At 62.4% G+C, this 14,668-nt stretch carries 16 protein-coding genes; 1 reads left to right on the plus strand and 15 read right to left on the minus strand.

The window, feature by feature from the left end:
• The coding region (locus tag RMO57_RS19520; protein ID WP_310389497.1) for a PEP/pyruvate-binding domain-containing protein at positions 1–802 on the minus strand (802 nt) is incomplete at its 3' end.
• A gap of 242 nt (positions 803–1,044) precedes the next feature.
• Between RMO57_RS19520 and RMO57_RS19525 the strand changes: the two genes are divergently transcribed.
• Complete coding sequence (locus RMO57_RS19525; RefSeq protein ID WP_310389499.1) at positions 1,045–1,866, plus strand: pyruvate, water dikinase regulatory protein; 822 nt, start codon at positions 1,045–1,047, stop codon at positions 1,864–1,866.
• Here RMO57_RS19525 and RMO57_RS19530 read toward each other — a convergent pair.
• The 14 genes from RMO57_RS19530 to RMO57_RS19595 all read right to left on the minus strand — a co-directional run.
• On the minus strand, positions 1,860–2,642 hold the full coding sequence (locus RMO57_RS19530) for an RNA methyltransferase (protein ID WP_310389502.1): 783 nt from the start codon (positions 2,640–2,642) through the stop codon (positions 1,860–1,862). The two genes, RMO57_RS19525 and RMO57_RS19530, sit on opposite strands and share 7 nt — an antisense overlap.
• Complete coding sequence (gene rnhB, locus RMO57_RS19535; protein WP_310389503.1) at positions 2,639–3,265, minus strand: ribonuclease HII; 627 nt, start codon at positions 3,263–3,265, stop codon at positions 2,639–2,641. The genes RMO57_RS19530 and rnhB overlap by 4 nt, the downstream gene beginning before the upstream one ends.
• Positions 3,234–4,382, minus strand: coding sequence for a lipid-A-disaccharide synthase (gene lpxB / locus RMO57_RS19540; RefSeq protein WP_310389506.1), 1,149 nt, complete (start codon positions 4,380–4,382; stop codon positions 3,234–3,236). Before lpxB ends, rnhB begins: the two co-directional genes overlap by 32 nt.
• An 11-nt stretch (positions 4,383–4,393) precedes the next feature.
• Positions 4,394–5,179 carry an acyl-ACP--UDP-N-acetylglucosamine O-acyltransferase gene (lpxA, locus tag RMO57_RS19545; protein WP_310389508.1) on the minus strand — a complete coding sequence of 262 codons (786 nt, stop codon included), beginning with the start codon at positions 5,177–5,179 and terminating at the stop codon, positions 4,394–4,396.
• Positions 5,180–5,188: 9 nt separating this feature from the next.
• Positions 5,189–5,632 (minus strand): 3-hydroxyacyl-ACP dehydratase FabZ, encoded by a 444-nt coding sequence (fabZ, locus tag RMO57_RS19550; protein ID WP_310389510.1) that lies wholly within the window; start codon positions 5,630–5,632, stop codon positions 5,189–5,191.
• Positions 5,629–6,663 carry a UDP-3-O-(3-hydroxymyristoyl)glucosamine N-acyltransferase gene (gene lpxD / locus RMO57_RS19555; RefSeq protein WP_310389512.1) on the minus strand — a complete coding sequence of 345 codons (1,035 nt, stop codon included), beginning with the start codon at positions 6,661–6,663 and terminating at the stop codon, positions 5,629–5,631. Before lpxD ends, fabZ begins: the two co-directional genes overlap by 4 nt.
• 3 nt (positions 6,664–6,666) lie before the next feature.
• Complete coding sequence (locus tag RMO57_RS19560; protein WP_310389513.1) at positions 6,667–7,173, minus strand: OmpH family outer membrane protein; 507 nt, start codon at positions 7,171–7,173, stop codon at positions 6,667–6,669.
• Entirely contained in the window at positions 7,173–9,449 is a 2,277-nt protein-coding gene (bamA, locus tag RMO57_RS19565; RefSeq protein ID WP_310389515.1) for an outer membrane protein assembly factor BamA, read from the minus strand. The genes RMO57_RS19560 and bamA overlap by 1 nt, the downstream gene beginning before the upstream one ends.
• Positions 9,450–9,489: 40 nt before the next feature.
• On the minus strand, positions 9,490–10,854 hold the full coding sequence (gene rseP, locus RMO57_RS19570; protein ID WP_310389517.1) for an RIP metalloprotease RseP: 1,365 nt from the start codon (positions 10,852–10,854) through the stop codon (positions 9,490–9,492).
• Complete coding sequence (gene ispC / locus RMO57_RS19575; RefSeq protein WP_310389518.1) at positions 10,851–12,050, minus strand: 1-deoxy-D-xylulose-5-phosphate reductoisomerase; 1,200 nt, start codon at positions 12,048–12,050, stop codon at positions 10,851–10,853. Before ispC ends, rseP begins: the two co-directional genes overlap by 4 nt.
• Entirely contained in the window at positions 12,047–12,898 is an 852-nt protein-coding gene (locus RMO57_RS19580; RefSeq protein ID WP_310389520.1) for a phosphatidate cytidylyltransferase, read from the minus strand. The genes ispC and RMO57_RS19580 overlap by 4 nt, the downstream gene beginning before the upstream one ends.
• Positions 12,899–12,905: 7 nt before the next feature.
• Positions 12,906–13,628 (minus strand): polyprenyl diphosphate synthase, encoded by a 723-nt coding sequence (gene uppS, locus RMO57_RS19585; RefSeq protein ID WP_310389522.1) that lies wholly within the window; start codon positions 13,626–13,628, stop codon positions 12,906–12,908.
• A 35-nt stretch (positions 13,629–13,663) separates the two neighbouring features.
• Positions 13,664–14,224, minus strand: a complete 561-nt coding sequence (frr, locus tag RMO57_RS19590; protein WP_310389524.1) for a ribosome recycling factor — start codon at positions 14,222–14,224, stop codon at positions 13,664–13,666.
• A gap of 59 nt (positions 14,225–14,283) precedes the next feature.
• A partial coding sequence (locus RMO57_RS19595; RefSeq protein ID WP_414896461.1) for a uridine monophosphate kinase occupies positions 14,284–14,668 on the minus strand: 385 nt, incomplete at its 5' end.

The following is a 14,668-nucleotide window of genomic DNA, read 5'->3' on the forward strand; positions in this document are numbered from 1 at the left end:
TCCGAATCAGTTTGGATCCGAGGTTGCGCCGGATGATCGGCAGCTTGCCTTTTTGCAGCGCCGGTTTGTGCACGTAAAACTCGTCCGGGTTGACGGCGCCCTGCACCACCGTCTCACCCAGGCCATAGCTGGAGGTGATGAAGACGACATCCTGGAAACCGGACTCGGTGTCGATCGTGAAGACCACGCCGGCCGAGCCGAGGTCGGAGCGCACCATGCGCTGCACGCCGGCCGACAAGGCCACGTCGGCATGGGCAAAGCCCTTGTGCACGCGGTAGCTGATGGCGCGGTCGTTGTACAGCGAGGCGAACACTTCGCGCGTCTTGTGCAGCACCTCCTCGATGCCGATGACATTCAGGAAGGTTTCCTGCTGGCCGGCGAAGGACGCGTCGGGCAGGTCTTCGGCGGTGGCCGAGGAGCGCACCGCGAAGGAGACATCGGGATGGTCAAGCGTCAGCTGCGCAAACGAGCTGCGGATCTGCGCCTCCAGGTCGGCTGGAAAGGGCTGCGCCTCCAACCAGCCGCGGATCTCGGCGCCGGCCTCGGCCAGCGCGCGCACATCATCGGTGTTCAGCGTCGCCAGCCGCGCCTCGATGCGCTTATCCAGGCCCTCGTGCTTGAGGAACTCGCGGAAGGCATGCGCCGTGGTGGCAAAGCCGCCGGGGACGCGCACGCCCGAGGAGGACAACTCCGAGATCATCTCGCCGAGGCTGGCGTTCTTACCGCCAACGACCTCGACGTCGCTCATCCTCAGATTCTCAAAGGGGACGACCAGGGCGGTCGGCTCATAGCGTGTGGACATGGGAAAACTCCGTAAGGTTGAAAATTCGGGGTTCCCGCCAAGGCGCCATGGGTGGTCATTGAGGTGGCACCTCCCATCACATCGACGCAGTGACTCAGCCCAAGAATTCTGGATTCTTGTTTTACCTCGGGCTTGAGTATTAGAAGACTGCGCATCGCTGTTGGCTGCTGGCGGCTGGATGCTCGGGATTCTACGGGTTACATGCCCGTATGATTCGCAAACACTCTAGAGCCCACCCCACCATGCCCAATCGCACCGTGTACTTTGTCTCGGACGGCACCGGCATCACCGCTGAAACCTTCGGCAACTCCATCTTGGCGCAATTCCCGATCAAGCCGCGCCATGTACGCCGCCCGTTCGTGGACAGCGCTGAGAAGGCCTATGCGGTCGTGCGTGAGATCAACGAGACCGGCGAGCGCGAGGGCAAGCGCGCTATCGTGTTCGCCACCCTGGTCGACCGCGACGTGCTGAAAATCGTCCGCGACCATTGTCTGGGCCGGGTGCTGGACATGTTCGGCACCTTTATCGAGCCGCTCGAAGATGAGTTCGAGGTCAAGTCGAACCACCGCGTCGGGCGCTTCTCGGACGTGGCGCGTAGCCAGGAGTATCACGACCGCATCGAGGCAATCAACTACTCACTTGCCCATGACGACGGCCAGTCGTCGAAGAATCTGGACATCGCCGACGTGATCCTGGTGGGGGTGTCGCGCAGCGGTAAGACGCCGACCTCGCTCTATTTGGCGCTGCAGCATGGCATCAAGGCGGCCAACTATCCGCTGATCCCCGAGGACTTCGAGCGCGGCCGCTTGCCCGACTCGCTGGCGCCTTACAAGCGCAAATGCTTTGGCCTGACCATAGACCCGGAACGCCTGAACCAGATCCGCAATGAACGCCGACCGGGCTCCAAATATGCGGACCTGATGAACTGCCGTTACGAGGTCAACGAGGCCGAGAAGATGATGAAAAAAGACGGCATTGCCTGGTTGTCGTCAACGCACAAGTCGATCGAGGAAATTGCCACGACGATTCTGCGTGACCTGCGGCCGGACCGGCTGATCTACTGACCGACCAGCCGTTGGCGCGCCGATTCGTACAAGCAAATCGCCGCCGCGCTGCCGACATTCAGCGACTCCTCGCCGCCGGGCTGGGGAATCCCCACCGTGAAGGCGCAGCGCTGCATCAGCTCCGGCTGCACGCCCTGCCCCTCATGGCCCATCACCCAAGCGCAGGGGCTGGGCAAGACGAGTTGATGAAGTTGCTGTTCCGCATACGAGCTGGTCGCCACCATCGCCACCTGCAGAGCGTCGAGATCGACCGGCGCCAGCCCTTCGATCAGGCGCAGGCCAAAATGCGCTCCCATGCCGGCGCGCAAGACCTTAGGACTCCACAGCGCTGCCGTGCCCTTGAGAGCCAGCACCTGGTGAAAGCCCATCGCCGCCGCATTGCGCAAAATCGTGCCGACATTGCCGGCGTCCTGCAGACGGTCCAACACTAACGTGTCGACGCCGGGGGTCAGGGCCTGTTCAGCGTCATGCGGTACTTCAAAGCCGATCTGCGCCGGCGACTCGAGGCCGCTGATGGTTTTGAACAAGGCCGTCGGCACGATCAGCTGGCGCGGCGCGGCGTCGCCCAGCAGACGCAGCACAGGGTCGGCCGCCGCCGCTTCGGTCAAGACCGCCAAACTAACCGGGTATTTGCGCAGCAGGCAGGCGCGCACCAGATGGTCGCCCTCCAACCAGATGGAGCCCAGCTTGCGATAGGCACCACCGTCTTGGCTGAGCTTACGCAGCCGCTGCAGAGCGGGGTTGTCACGCGAGGTGATGTGCAGAATTTGACTCATGTGCTTTCCAGCAGCGCACGCACCGGCCCAAAGCTGCGGCGGTGCCAAGGCGTCACGCCGTGCGCCTGCAGAGCGGCCAGATGTTCGGCGGTCGGGTAGCCCTTGTGCTTGGCAAAGCCATGCTCGGGATAGGTTTCGGCCATCTTGAGGCATTGGCGATCACGCGTGACCTTGGCCAGGATGGACGCGGCCGAAATCGCCGCCACCTTGGCGTCGCCCTTGACGATGGCCTCGGCCGCGATCCTCAGGATGGGCAGGCGGTTGCCGTCCACCAAGACCATGGCCGGCTTCAGCCGCAGGCCTTCAACGGCACGGCGCATTGCCAGCATGGTCGCCTGCAGAATATTCAATCGATCGATCTCCTCGACGCTGGCCTCGGCGATGCAAAAGCACAGGGCCTTGGCGCGGATCTCATCAAACAAGCGCTCGCGCTTCTTCTCGGTCAAGACCTTGGAATCGGCCAAGCCGAGTACCGGGTCGGCCTCATTGAGCATCACCGCAGCGGCTACCACCGGGCCAGCCAGCGGGCCGCGCCCGGCCTCGTCGACGCCGGCCATCAGGCCTTGACCGTTCCAATTCAGGCCGAGCTGCTCAAACGCCATCAATGACTTGCGCGATCGCATCGCTGGCCCTCAGCGCGGTATTGCAGCGCAGCGTTTCATGTTGCTCCTGGAAGCGGGCTTGCACGCTGGCGTAACGGCCCGTGTCCTCCAACCAAGCCAAACCCTCACGCGCCAGGTTCTCTGGCGTACAAGCATCCTGGATCAGCTCGGGCACCAAGAACTCTCGCGCCAGCACATTCGGCAGGCCTATCCAGGGCTGGTAGTTGCGGCCCTTCATGCGCCACCAATTCAGCGTATGCATGCGGTAGGCAATCACCATCGGTCGCTTGAACAACGCCGCCTCCAGCGTCGCCGTGCCACTGGCCACCAAGCAGGTATCGCAGGCTGCCAGGGCCTCGTGCGAGCGGCCGTCGAGCAGGCTCAAATTGAGTTGGGGCGCATCGGCCGCCACCAGCGGCGCGATCAGCTCACGCATTTTGGGCGCCACCGGCATCACGAAGCGCAGCTCTGGCCTGGCCTGCTGCATCAGCACGGCAGCCTGCAGCAGCGGTGCGGCGATATAGGCGACCTCGCTGCGCCGGCTGCCCGGCAGCAAGGCCACCACCCCGTCCGCCTCGGACAGATCCAGAGCCGCCCTCGCTGCGGCCTTGGGTGGGGTCAGCGGGATCGCGTCGGCCAGCGGGTGGCCGACATAGGTGGCCTTGATGCCATGCTGTTGTAGCAAGGCGGGCTCGAACGGGAACAGGCACAGCACATGGTCGGCCGAGCGCTTGATTTTCGCGACCCGCTCGGCCCGCCAGGCCCAGATCGACGGGCAGACAAAGTGCACGGTCTTGATGCCGGACTCGCGCAGGCGCTGCTCCAGGCCGAAATTGAAATCGGGCGCGTCAATGCCGATGAAGGCGGTCGGCTTGGTCTGCAGCAAGCGGTCACCCAGTTGCTTGCGGATGCTCAGTAACTCGCGCAGATTCCATAGCGCGTCCACATAGCCAAACACCGACAGCTTGTCGAGCGGCCACCAGGGCTCGAATCCCTGTGCCACCATGCGCGGCCCGCCTATGCCTTGGGCGGACAAATCGGGCCAGCGCTCGCGCATGCCAGCGAGCAGCAAACCGGCCAACAAGTCACCGGAGGCCTCCCCGGCCACCATGCCGAAGCGAGGCGCGCAGACATTCATGGCGGGCGTTGTTAGCGCACGATACCGCGCGTGGCGGCAGCAAGAAAGCTCAACATCAGATCGATATCAGCAACATCATCCTGCTGCGCTCTCAAGTCCCCGATCGCGGCCACCGCCTGCTCCAGCGTCATCGACGAGCGATACAGCAACTTGTGCATCTGCTTGATGACGGCAATCCGCTCGGCCGAAAAGTCGCGCCGCCGCAGGCCCACTACATTGACCGCACGCGCCGTCAAGGGGTTGCCGTCCACGGTGATGAAAGGCGGCACGTCCTGGGCCACATGGGCCTGAAAGCCGACCATCGCGTGGGCGCCGATCTTGACGAACTGATGCACCCCCGTCAGGCCGCCTACCACCGCCCAATCACCGACCTGCACATGGCCTGCAAGCGTGGCGTTATTGGCCAGCACCGTGCGGTTGCCCAGGCGCACATCATGGGCGATATGCACATAGGCCATGATCCAGTTGTCGCTGCCGATGCGAGTGACACCTTCGTCCTGCACGGTGCCCAAATTGAAGGTGCAAAACTCATGCACGGCGTTGCGATCGCCGATCACCAACTCGGTCGGCTCACCCGCGTACTTCATGTCCTGCGGTGCGCCGCCGATCGAGTTGAACTGGGCGATGCGGTTGTGCTGGCCTATCGTCGTGCGGCCCTCGATCACGCAATGCGGGCCGATCACCGTGCCGGCGGCAATGCGCACATGCGAGCCGATGACCGTGTAGGCACCGACCTTGACCGAACTGTCCAATTCAGCGGCAGCATCAATCAGGGCGGTCGGATGAATCAGGTTCATGCCAAGTACTCAGTCAGCGATCTTGCGCATTGTGCAGATCAGCTGCGCCTCGGCAGCCAACTGCTCGCCGACCATCACCTTGCCCGAGAACTTGAAGATGCCGGCCTTGGCGCGGTCCAGCGTTACGTCGAGCAGGATCTGGTCACCGGGCTCAACAGGCCGCTTGAATCTGGCGTTATCGATGCCGGCAAAGTAGACCACCGTGGTGTCGTCCAGCACGATATCGGTGCTGGCCAGGGCCAGCAGCGTCGCGGCTTGCGCCATCGCCTCCAACATCAGCACGCCGGGCATGACCGGGCGATGCGGGAAATGGCCGACGAAATACGGCTCGTTGATGCTGACGTTCTTGAGCGCCAGGATGCGCTTGCCTTTTTCGATCTCAAGCACTCGGTCCACCAGCAGCAGCGGGTAACGGTGGGGCAATCTTTTGAGAATTTCGTGGATGTCCATCATGATGAATTCTTCTTCTCTAGCGCAAGTACGCGCTGCCGCAATGAATACAAATTGCGCAGTGTGGCTGCGTTCTTTTCCCAGCTGGCATTGTCGTCGAACGGGAACGCGCCGCTGTACAGGCCAGGCTTTTGGATGCTGCGGCTGATCAGCGTCGCGGCCGACACATGGACATGGTCCGCAATCGTCAGGTGGCCGACGATATTGGCGGCGCCCGCAATCGTGCAGTGCGCGCCGATTGTGGTGCTGCCGGCAATCGCCGTGCAACCGGCGATCGCCGTATGCGCGCCGATGCGCACGTTATGCGCGATCTGCACCAGATTGTCGAGCTTGACGCCGTCGCCCAGCACGGTGTCATCCAGCGCACCCCGGTCAATACAAGTGTTAGCCCCGATCTCCACATCGTCGCCGATGCGCACTGCGCCGAGCTGGGCGATCTTCTCCCAGCGCCCCGCATGCGGCGCAAAGCCGAAACCATCGGCGCCGATCACCACGCCCGCATGCAGGGTGCAGCGCGCCCCGATGCGGCAATCGAAACCGACCGTCACATGCGCCGCCAAGCGCGTGCCCGCGCCTATCACCGCGCCGCGCTCGATCACGCAATGCGCGCCGATGACCGCGCCGGCACCGACCTGCGCGCCGGCATCAATCACGACCAGCGCACCCACATCCGCATCGGCCGCCACCACCGCGCTGGCATCAATCACCGCGCTCGGATGGATACGGGGCACCGGGCGGGCCCGCACACGCGCCGCCCACCACTGCGTCAACCGGGCAAAATACAGATAGGGATCGGGCGTCTCGATGGCCGCGCCGCGCGCCGCCGCCGCCTCGGCCAGGGCCGGCGCCACGATCACGCAGGCCGCCGCTGTCGTGGCCAGTTGCGCTTGATAGCGCGGGTTAGCCAAGAAGCTCAGGCTGGCCGCGTCGGCGGATTCGAGAGGGGCGATACGCTCGATGCGGGTTGCGCTCTCGCCATGAAGAACGCCGCCCAAGGCGGCGATCACATCGGCCAGCGTGACAGCTGAGGCCATCCGCTATTTCTGGGCGTTCAGCGTGTCGATCACTTTCTTGGTGATGTCCACACGGGCGCTGACATTCAAGGCGTCCTGCAAGATCAGGTCGTATTTTTCGGCCTCAAAGATCTGCTTGATGACGCGATTAGCACGCTCGACCACCGCACCCAGCTCTTCGTTCCTACGCTGAGTCAGGTCCTCTTGCCACTCGCGGCGCTTGCGCTGCATGTCACGGTCCGCTTCCACCAAGTCGCGTTGGCGGCGATTGCGTTCGGTTTCTGCCAGCGTTGGCGCATCCTTTTCAAGCTTTTCGGCGGCGCCGCGCAGCTTGGACTCCTGATCCTTCAGGTCCTTCTCGCGCTTGCCGAATTCTGCTTCCAGCTTGAGCTGTGCCGTCTTGGCCAGATTGGCCTCACGCAGAACGCGCTCGCTGTTGACATAGCCAATCTTAATTTCCTGCGCCACGCCAAGGGCAGACACAGACATCATGGCGGCCAAGGCCACCGACTTCAACAGTTTGCTCTTCATCAGAATGCGTTCCCGATCTGGAATTGGAATGGCTCAATTCTATCCGTGCGTTGCTTGCTCAGGGCCTTGCCGTAGCTCAAGCGCAAAGGCCCCATCGGCGAGACCCAACTCAGCCCTATGCCGGCCGAAGAGCGGATGGAATCAAACTTCAGTTGTTCGAACGAACCCCACACATTGCCGGCATCCACAAAGGTGTAGAGCCGGAAGGTTTTGTCATTGCCCGTACCTGGAACGGGCAAATACAGTTCGGCGTTGACATTGGCGCGGCGATTACCGCCGGTACGTGTACCGGTCACGTCAACCGGGCCGAGTGAGCCGGCCTCAAACACCCGCACCGAACCCAGGCCACCGGCATAGAAGTTCTTGAAGATTGGGAAGGGATTGCTACCCAGCCCTTGCCCCCAACCCAGCTCACTATTCAAGCCCAGGGTGATTTTGTTGGTGAACGGTATGTACTGTTGATACTGGATATTCGCGCGAAAGTATTGAGCGTCGCCTGCGGGACTCAACTCGAGGTTGACTCGCGCATACTTTCCAACCGTTGGCGAAATGATGCTGTCACGGTTATCGCGCTGCCAGCCGACGGTGAGAGGAAACGCGGTGCTGTCTGATCCAAACTGGCGCCCGTACAGCAAATAGCTATTGGGCAAACCGGAGTCGGTCGTCATCCGCGTGTTCTCTACACCCGCGCCAAAGAAGACCGTGTCCAACTCCGAGAACGGCACACCGAAGCGAATTGATGTACCCGTCGTCACCAACTCATAAGGCTCACCGAGTGAGTTGTAGGGCTTCTGCGTGCGGTAGAAAACATCCAGCGCGCGCGAGACACCGTCCACGGTGAAGTAAGGGTTGACCGTGCTGACCACCAAGTTGCGCCCGGTGGATGCCGTCGCCACTTCGATGCCGAGGTAATGGCCGGACCCAAACACATTGTCTTGTCTGATGGCGCCGGTGAAGGACAGCTTTTGTTGACTGGAGTAGCCGGCGCCAACCTGGATATTGCCGGTCGGTCGTTCGACCACGGTCAGCAAAACATCGACCTGATCTTGCGCGCCGGGCACTTCCGAGGTGTCAACCGTGACCTCCTTGAAATAACCCAGACGCTCGACCCGGTCGCGCGAGGCCTTGATCTTCTGGCCGTCGTACCAAGCCGACTCGAACTGCCGGAACTCGCGCCGAATCACCTCGTCGCGGGTGCGTGTGTTGCCGGCAATGATGACATTGCGCACATAGACACGGCGCTGCGGCTCCGCCACCAACGTCACCACGACCTGACCGGTCGCGCGGTCAATTTCGGGGCGCGAATCCACCCGCGCGAAGGCGTAACCGAAGGTGCCGTACAGGTCCTGGAACGCCCGCGTCGTCTGCGCCACGGCCTCGCCTTGGTAGGGCTGGCCGGGCTTGAAGAAGATCAGGCGTTTGAAGTCCTCTTCGCGGCCGAGAAATTCACCTTCCAACTTGACAGCCGTTACCGTGTACTGCTGGCCTTCGCTGACGGTGATGGCGATATCGATGCTTTGCTTGTCGGGCGAGATCGTCACCTGGGTCGAGGTCACTGCAAATTCGAGGTAACCACGGTTCAGGTAGTAGGAGCGCAGCGTCTCCAGATCGGCATTCAGCTTGGCGCGCGAGTAGCGGTCGGTCTTGGTGTACCAAGTCAGCCAGCCGCTACTGGTCTGCTCCAGCAGGCCCACCAAGGTACTCTCCGAGAACACCGAGCTACCTTGGATGCGCACCACGCCGATCTTCGCCGGCTCGCCCTCCGCCACGGTAAAGCTGACGTTGACGCGGTTGCGTTCCAGCGGCGTGATGGTGGTGGTCACCTCGGCACCGTACAAGCTGCGCGTCAGGTATTGGCGCTTCAATTCTTGCTCGGCGCGATCCGCCAAAGCCTTGTCAAAGGGCTTGCCTTCGCCGATGCCGACTTCCTTCAGCGACTTGGTCAAGGCTTCGGTATCGAACTCCTTCAAGCCCGCAAAGCTGACATTGGCAATGATGGGCCGCTCTTCGATCATCACCACCACCGAATCGCCATCAATATTGATGCGCACGTCCTTGAACAGGCCGGTAGCGAACAGGGCGCGCAATGCGGCCGCGCCCTTGTCATCGCTGTAGCTGTCGCCGATGCGGAACGGCAGAGACGCAAAAACGGTGCCGGGGTCGGTCCGTTTCAGGCCTTCAACACGGATGTCCTTGAGAACAAAAGGATCCACTGCCCAGGCGACGCCTGACTGCAGTGTGGCCACCAGGGCCAAGGTCAGGACTGAGGGGCGCATACGAGCACCCGTTCTTAGAGATGAGGACATGCAGATAGAGTCAATGCAGGCCCGTCAAGCGGACCACGTCGTTAGAAAGGGCTAGGGCCATCATCAGCATCAGGATCAACGCCCCTGCGCGCTGCAGCTGAGTTTGCCACCACTCCGAGACCGGGCGGCCGCTTAAACCCTCGAAAAGATAATACATCAGGTGCCCACCATCCAGCATTGGCAGCGGCAGCAAGTTCAAAACACCAAGGCTGACGCTGACCAGCGCCAAGAAGCCAAGATACTGCGGCAAGCCAGACCGGGCCGACTGCCCCGCATAGTCTGCAATTGTCAAAGGCCCGCTTAAATTCTTCAGCGATGCCTCGCCGATCAGCATGCGGCCGAACACCTTCAAGGTCATCCAGGAGACGCTCCAAGTGCGTTGCGCACCCAGTGCCAAGCCCTCGAAGAAGCCGCGACTCACCGTCACCATCTCAGGCGCCGCGCCGACCATCGCCTCGATCCGGCCGATGGTTTGTTCACCCTCTTTGACCACCCGCGGGCGCACCGCCAGCTCCAGACGCTGGCCGCCACGCTCAATCAACCAAAGCGATTGATGCGCCCCGTCGGCTTGAACCGAGCGACGAATTTGGTCGCGCAAGGCCGCAGCATCAGCCACCGGCAACGAGTCGACGACGAGCACTCGGTCACCCTCACGCAAGCCAGCCTGCTCGGCCGCACCACCCGCCGAGACCTTGCCCATAACTGGCTCGCTCATCGGCGTCAGGCCCAGCCGGCGCAAGCTCGCCGCATCAAGGGTGGCCGCACCCAAGCGGCTGGTGTCGAGCACCACGCTGCGCCGCCCATGCCCGCCTGGATTGGAAACGTCCAGATGCACAGGCGCACCGGCCGACGTGGCCTCAAACAACGTCGACATCAGCTCGGAGTAGGAGGCTAGGTCGCGCCACTGCTGGCCGTCCGCAGAAATCGCGCGTACCCAGTCACCGGCCTGCAGGCCCGCTTTTGCCGCCACCGAGTCGCTTGCGGGCGTGCCCAAAACCGCCTTAGGCTCGCTGGAGCCCAACCAGGCTGCGGACGCAAACAAGACAATCGCCAACAGCAAATTGGCCAACGGCCCGGCGGCCACCACCGCCACCCGCTGGCGCAGTGGCCGGTTGTTGAAGGCCTGCGAGCGCAGCGCTGGATCGACCGGCCCGTCGCGTTCATCCAGCATGCGCACATAACCGCCCAAAGGCAGGGCACAGAGTGTGAATTCGGTCGCATCCGGGCTACTCTGGCGGCGCCAGATGACCTTGCCGAAACCGACCGAAAAACGCAGCACCTTGACACCGCAGGCACGCGCCACACGGTAATGCCCATATTCATGCACGACCACCAACACCCCCAGTGTCAGCAAAAAAGCCAGCAAGGTACTCATGCCGCCAGCTCCGCGATCAAGCCCTGTGCATGGCGGCGGGCGCGTGCGTCCAGCCCCAACAGGCAGGCCACATCGGCGCATTCGCCGGCCTCGGGCACCACCGCCTCAAGGCTGGCGCAATTGACTTGATGGATCTGATCAAAGCGCAGGCGCCGATTGAGAAAAGCCTCCACCGCCTCTTCATTGGCGGCATTCAAGACCGCTGTCGCTCCCTCGGGGCCACGCAAGGCTTGCCAAGACAGATAGAGGCCGGGGAAGCGCCGCTCGTCGGCGTCCTCAAAACTCAGCGCGGGTCCGGTCAGCAAATCCAACCGGCTTGCCCCGGCCTCGATGCGCTCAGGGAAAGACAGGCCGTAAGCGATAGGCCCCCGCATATCGGGCGTGCCGAGCTGGGCCAGCACCGATTTGTCACGGCACACCACCATCGAATGGATGATGCTTTGCGGATGGATGATGACCTTGATCTGCTCAGGCGCCAGGCCAAACAACCAGCGCGCCTCGATCACCTCCAGCGCCTTGTTCATCATGGTGGCCGAATCGACCGAAATCTTGCGCCCCATCACCCAATTCGGGTGCGCGCAGGCCTGCTCGGGCGTGACTTCGGCCAAGGTGGCCGGATCGCGCTGGCGAAACGGTCCGCCGGACGCCGTCAACACAATATGGTCAATGCGCTGGGCCCAGGTCTTGCGGTCCTCGGGCAGGCATTGAAAGATCGCCGAATGCTCGCTGTCGATGGGCAGCAGCGTGGCGCCGCCCTGTTCGACCGCCTGCATAAAGAGTGCGCCGCCGACGACGATCGCCTCCTTATTGGCCAGCAGCAGGCGCTTGCCCGCACGCGCAGCGGCCAAGCAAGGCGCCAGACCGGCCGCGCCGACGATTGCCGCCATGACCATGTCCACATCGGGATGCGCGGCGATGTCTGCCAGGCTCTCGGCACCGTCCAGCACCTCGGTCTTGCTGCCCTGCTCGCGCAGTTTGAGGCGCAGCTCTTGCGCCAGGGCGTGGTCGGGCATGACCGCAAAACGCGGCCGCCACTGCAGGCATTGCGCAAACAAGGCGTCGACGCGACTCATCGCGCTGAGCGCAAAAACCTCGTAACGCTCGGGATGGCGGGCCAACACGTCCAGCGTATTGACGCCGATGGAGCCGGTTGAACCCAGCACCGTGATGCGCTGAAGACGGAGGTCATTGTTCATGCCAACACACTCAAAGAACTCATGGCCAGGGCGGCCGGAAACACCGGCAGCAGCGCGTCAATGCGGTCCAAGACACCGCCGTGGCCCGGCAGCAACTGGCTGCTGTCTTTGGCACCGACCGCCCGCTTCAGCAAAGATTCAAACAAATCGCCGACCACACTCATGGCGCTCAGCAACATCAGCGCCAGCAGACCAAGAGCCAAGGACTGACCCTTAAGCAGCAATTGATACAGGCTGGGTGAGTCCACCGTCAGATGGGTATCGATGTAAAAAGCCCAGGCAAAAGCCAGCAACAACACGCCCAGCATGCCGGACCACACGCCTTCCCAGCTCTTACCCGGGCTGATGGTCGGCGCCAACTTACGCTTGCCAAAAGTGCGGCCGCCGAAATAGGCAGAGATGTCCGCCATCCAAACCAGGCAAAAAATGGACAGCAAAAAGTTGACGCCAGTGGCCTTGGCCTGCACCATCGCGCCCCAAGCCGCAACCAAGACCAAGGCGCCCAACACCATGCGCAGCAGCTTGGGCGCAAGCGGCCATCGGCTGGGCCCACCGCGCAAGGCATAGGCGCTGCCCGAGACCCAGAGCAGGCTCGCCAGCCACCAGGCCCAGGCCGGCGCAGCCTGCATACCCAGCGCCAAATAAGTGGTCCAAGCGGCTGCGGATACCGCCAAGCCAAAGCTCACGGCGGGCGCGCCGCTGATGCCGTTCAGACGCGCCCATTCCCAGCCGGCCGCGCCAATCATCAGCAGCGTGAGCAAAGCAAAGGGCAGCGGTTGCGACGCGAACAAGGCGGGCAGCAAGACGGCCAGCAAGACCAGCGCGGTGATGATTCGAGTCTTCAACATGGGGAGATTAAACGGCGGCCAAAACCGGCGCCTCTTTGACGCCTCCGAAGCGCCGGTCACGGTCACGAAAGGCCGCAATCGCAGCGTCCAGTTGCTTCTCGCCAAATTCGGGCCAGAGACAGTCGGAAAACACAAACTCGGTGTAGGCCACCTGCCACAGCATGAAGTTGCTGATGCGCACTTCACCGCCGGTGCGGATGAACAAGTCCGGATCGGGCGCATAACTCATCGCCATGAATTCCGACAGCCGCGCCTCGGTCAACTCCGCAGCCGGCACGCCGGCGCTGATGGCGGCCTTGCAGGCCTGCACGATGTCCCAGCGGCCGCCGTAATTGAAGGCCACCGACATGGTCAACTTGGTGTTGTGAGCGGTGGCTGATTCGGCCTCGTTCCAGGCATTGCGCAGCTTGGGCGAGACGGCATCACGGTCACCGACGATGCGGATGCGCACGCCCATCTGGCCCATCTTGGCCAGGTAGCGCGATACCGCGGCCAGCACCAGCCCCATCAGGCCGGACACCTCGTCACTCGGGCGCTTCCAGTTCTCGCTGGAAAAGGCGAACACGGTCAGGTACTGGACCTCGCGGTCGATACAGGACTGCACCACCTTGACCAAGCTGTCGACGCCGGCCTTGTGGCCGAAGAAACGCGGCAAAAACCGCTTTTTGGCCCAGCGGCCGTTGCCATCCATCACGATGGCGATGTGGCGCGGCCCCGCCGGCCTGTTCATGCCGCTTGAATCATTAGTCACTGAGCCGGCACCACTCAAACGGCCAAGATTTCGGCTTCTTTGCCGGCGATCAGGCGCTCGATCTCGGCAATCGTGCGATCGGTCAGTTTTTGTGCGTCATCGAGGCTACGGCGCTCGTCGTCTTCGCTGATCAATTTTTCTTTGGTCAGCTTTTTGGCCTGCTCATTGGCGTCGCGACGCAAATTGCGCACCGCAATCTTGGCGTCTTCACCGACATTGCGCACAACCTTGGTCAGGTCGCGGCGACGCTCTTCGTTCAGCGCCGGCATGGGCACGCGGATCAAGTCGCCCTGGGAGGCTGGATTCAGGCCCAGATCGGACTCGCGAATCGCTTTCTCGATCTTGGCACCCATGCCTTTCTCCCAGGGCTGCACACTGATCGTGCGCGAGTCCAACAAGGTCACGTTGGCGACCTGCGTGATCGGCACCGGCGAGCCGTAATAGTCCACATTGACCTGATCCAGAATGCCCGGATGCGCACGCCCGGTACGGATTTTGTGCAACTCGCCCTTCAGGGCTTCGATGGACTTGGCCATCTTTGCTTCAGCGTTTTGCTTGATGTCTGCAATGCTCATGATTCTCGACCTTGATGTCCTGATTCACCCGTCACTTCGAAACTAACGCCGCCCCGCCCTTAAACGTGGACCAGCGTGCCTTCATCTTCACCCAACACCACCCGCTTCAAGGCACCCGGCTTGAGGATGCTGAAGACCCGAATTGGCAGTTTTTGGTCGCGGCACAAGGCAAAGGCCGTGGCGTCCAGAACCTGCAAATTCTTGCTGATCGCCTCATCAAAGGTGATGCGCGAATAACGCGTGGCGGCTGGATCCTTCTTCGGGTCGGCACTATAAACGCCGTCCACCTTGGTCGCCTTCAAGACGATCTCGGCGCCGATCTCGGCACCGCGCAGCGCGGCCGCGGTGTCGGTGGTGAAAAAGGGGTTGCCAGTGCCGGCGGCAAAGATCACCACCTTGCCCTCTTCGAGGTATTGCAGGGCCTTGGGCCGCACATAGCTCTCG

Origin of the sequence: Roseateles sp., assembly GCF_031397715.1 — a bacterium.
Classification (GTDB): domain Bacteria; phylum Pseudomonadota; class Gammaproteobacteria; order Burkholderiales; family Burkholderiaceae_C; genus Paucibacter_A.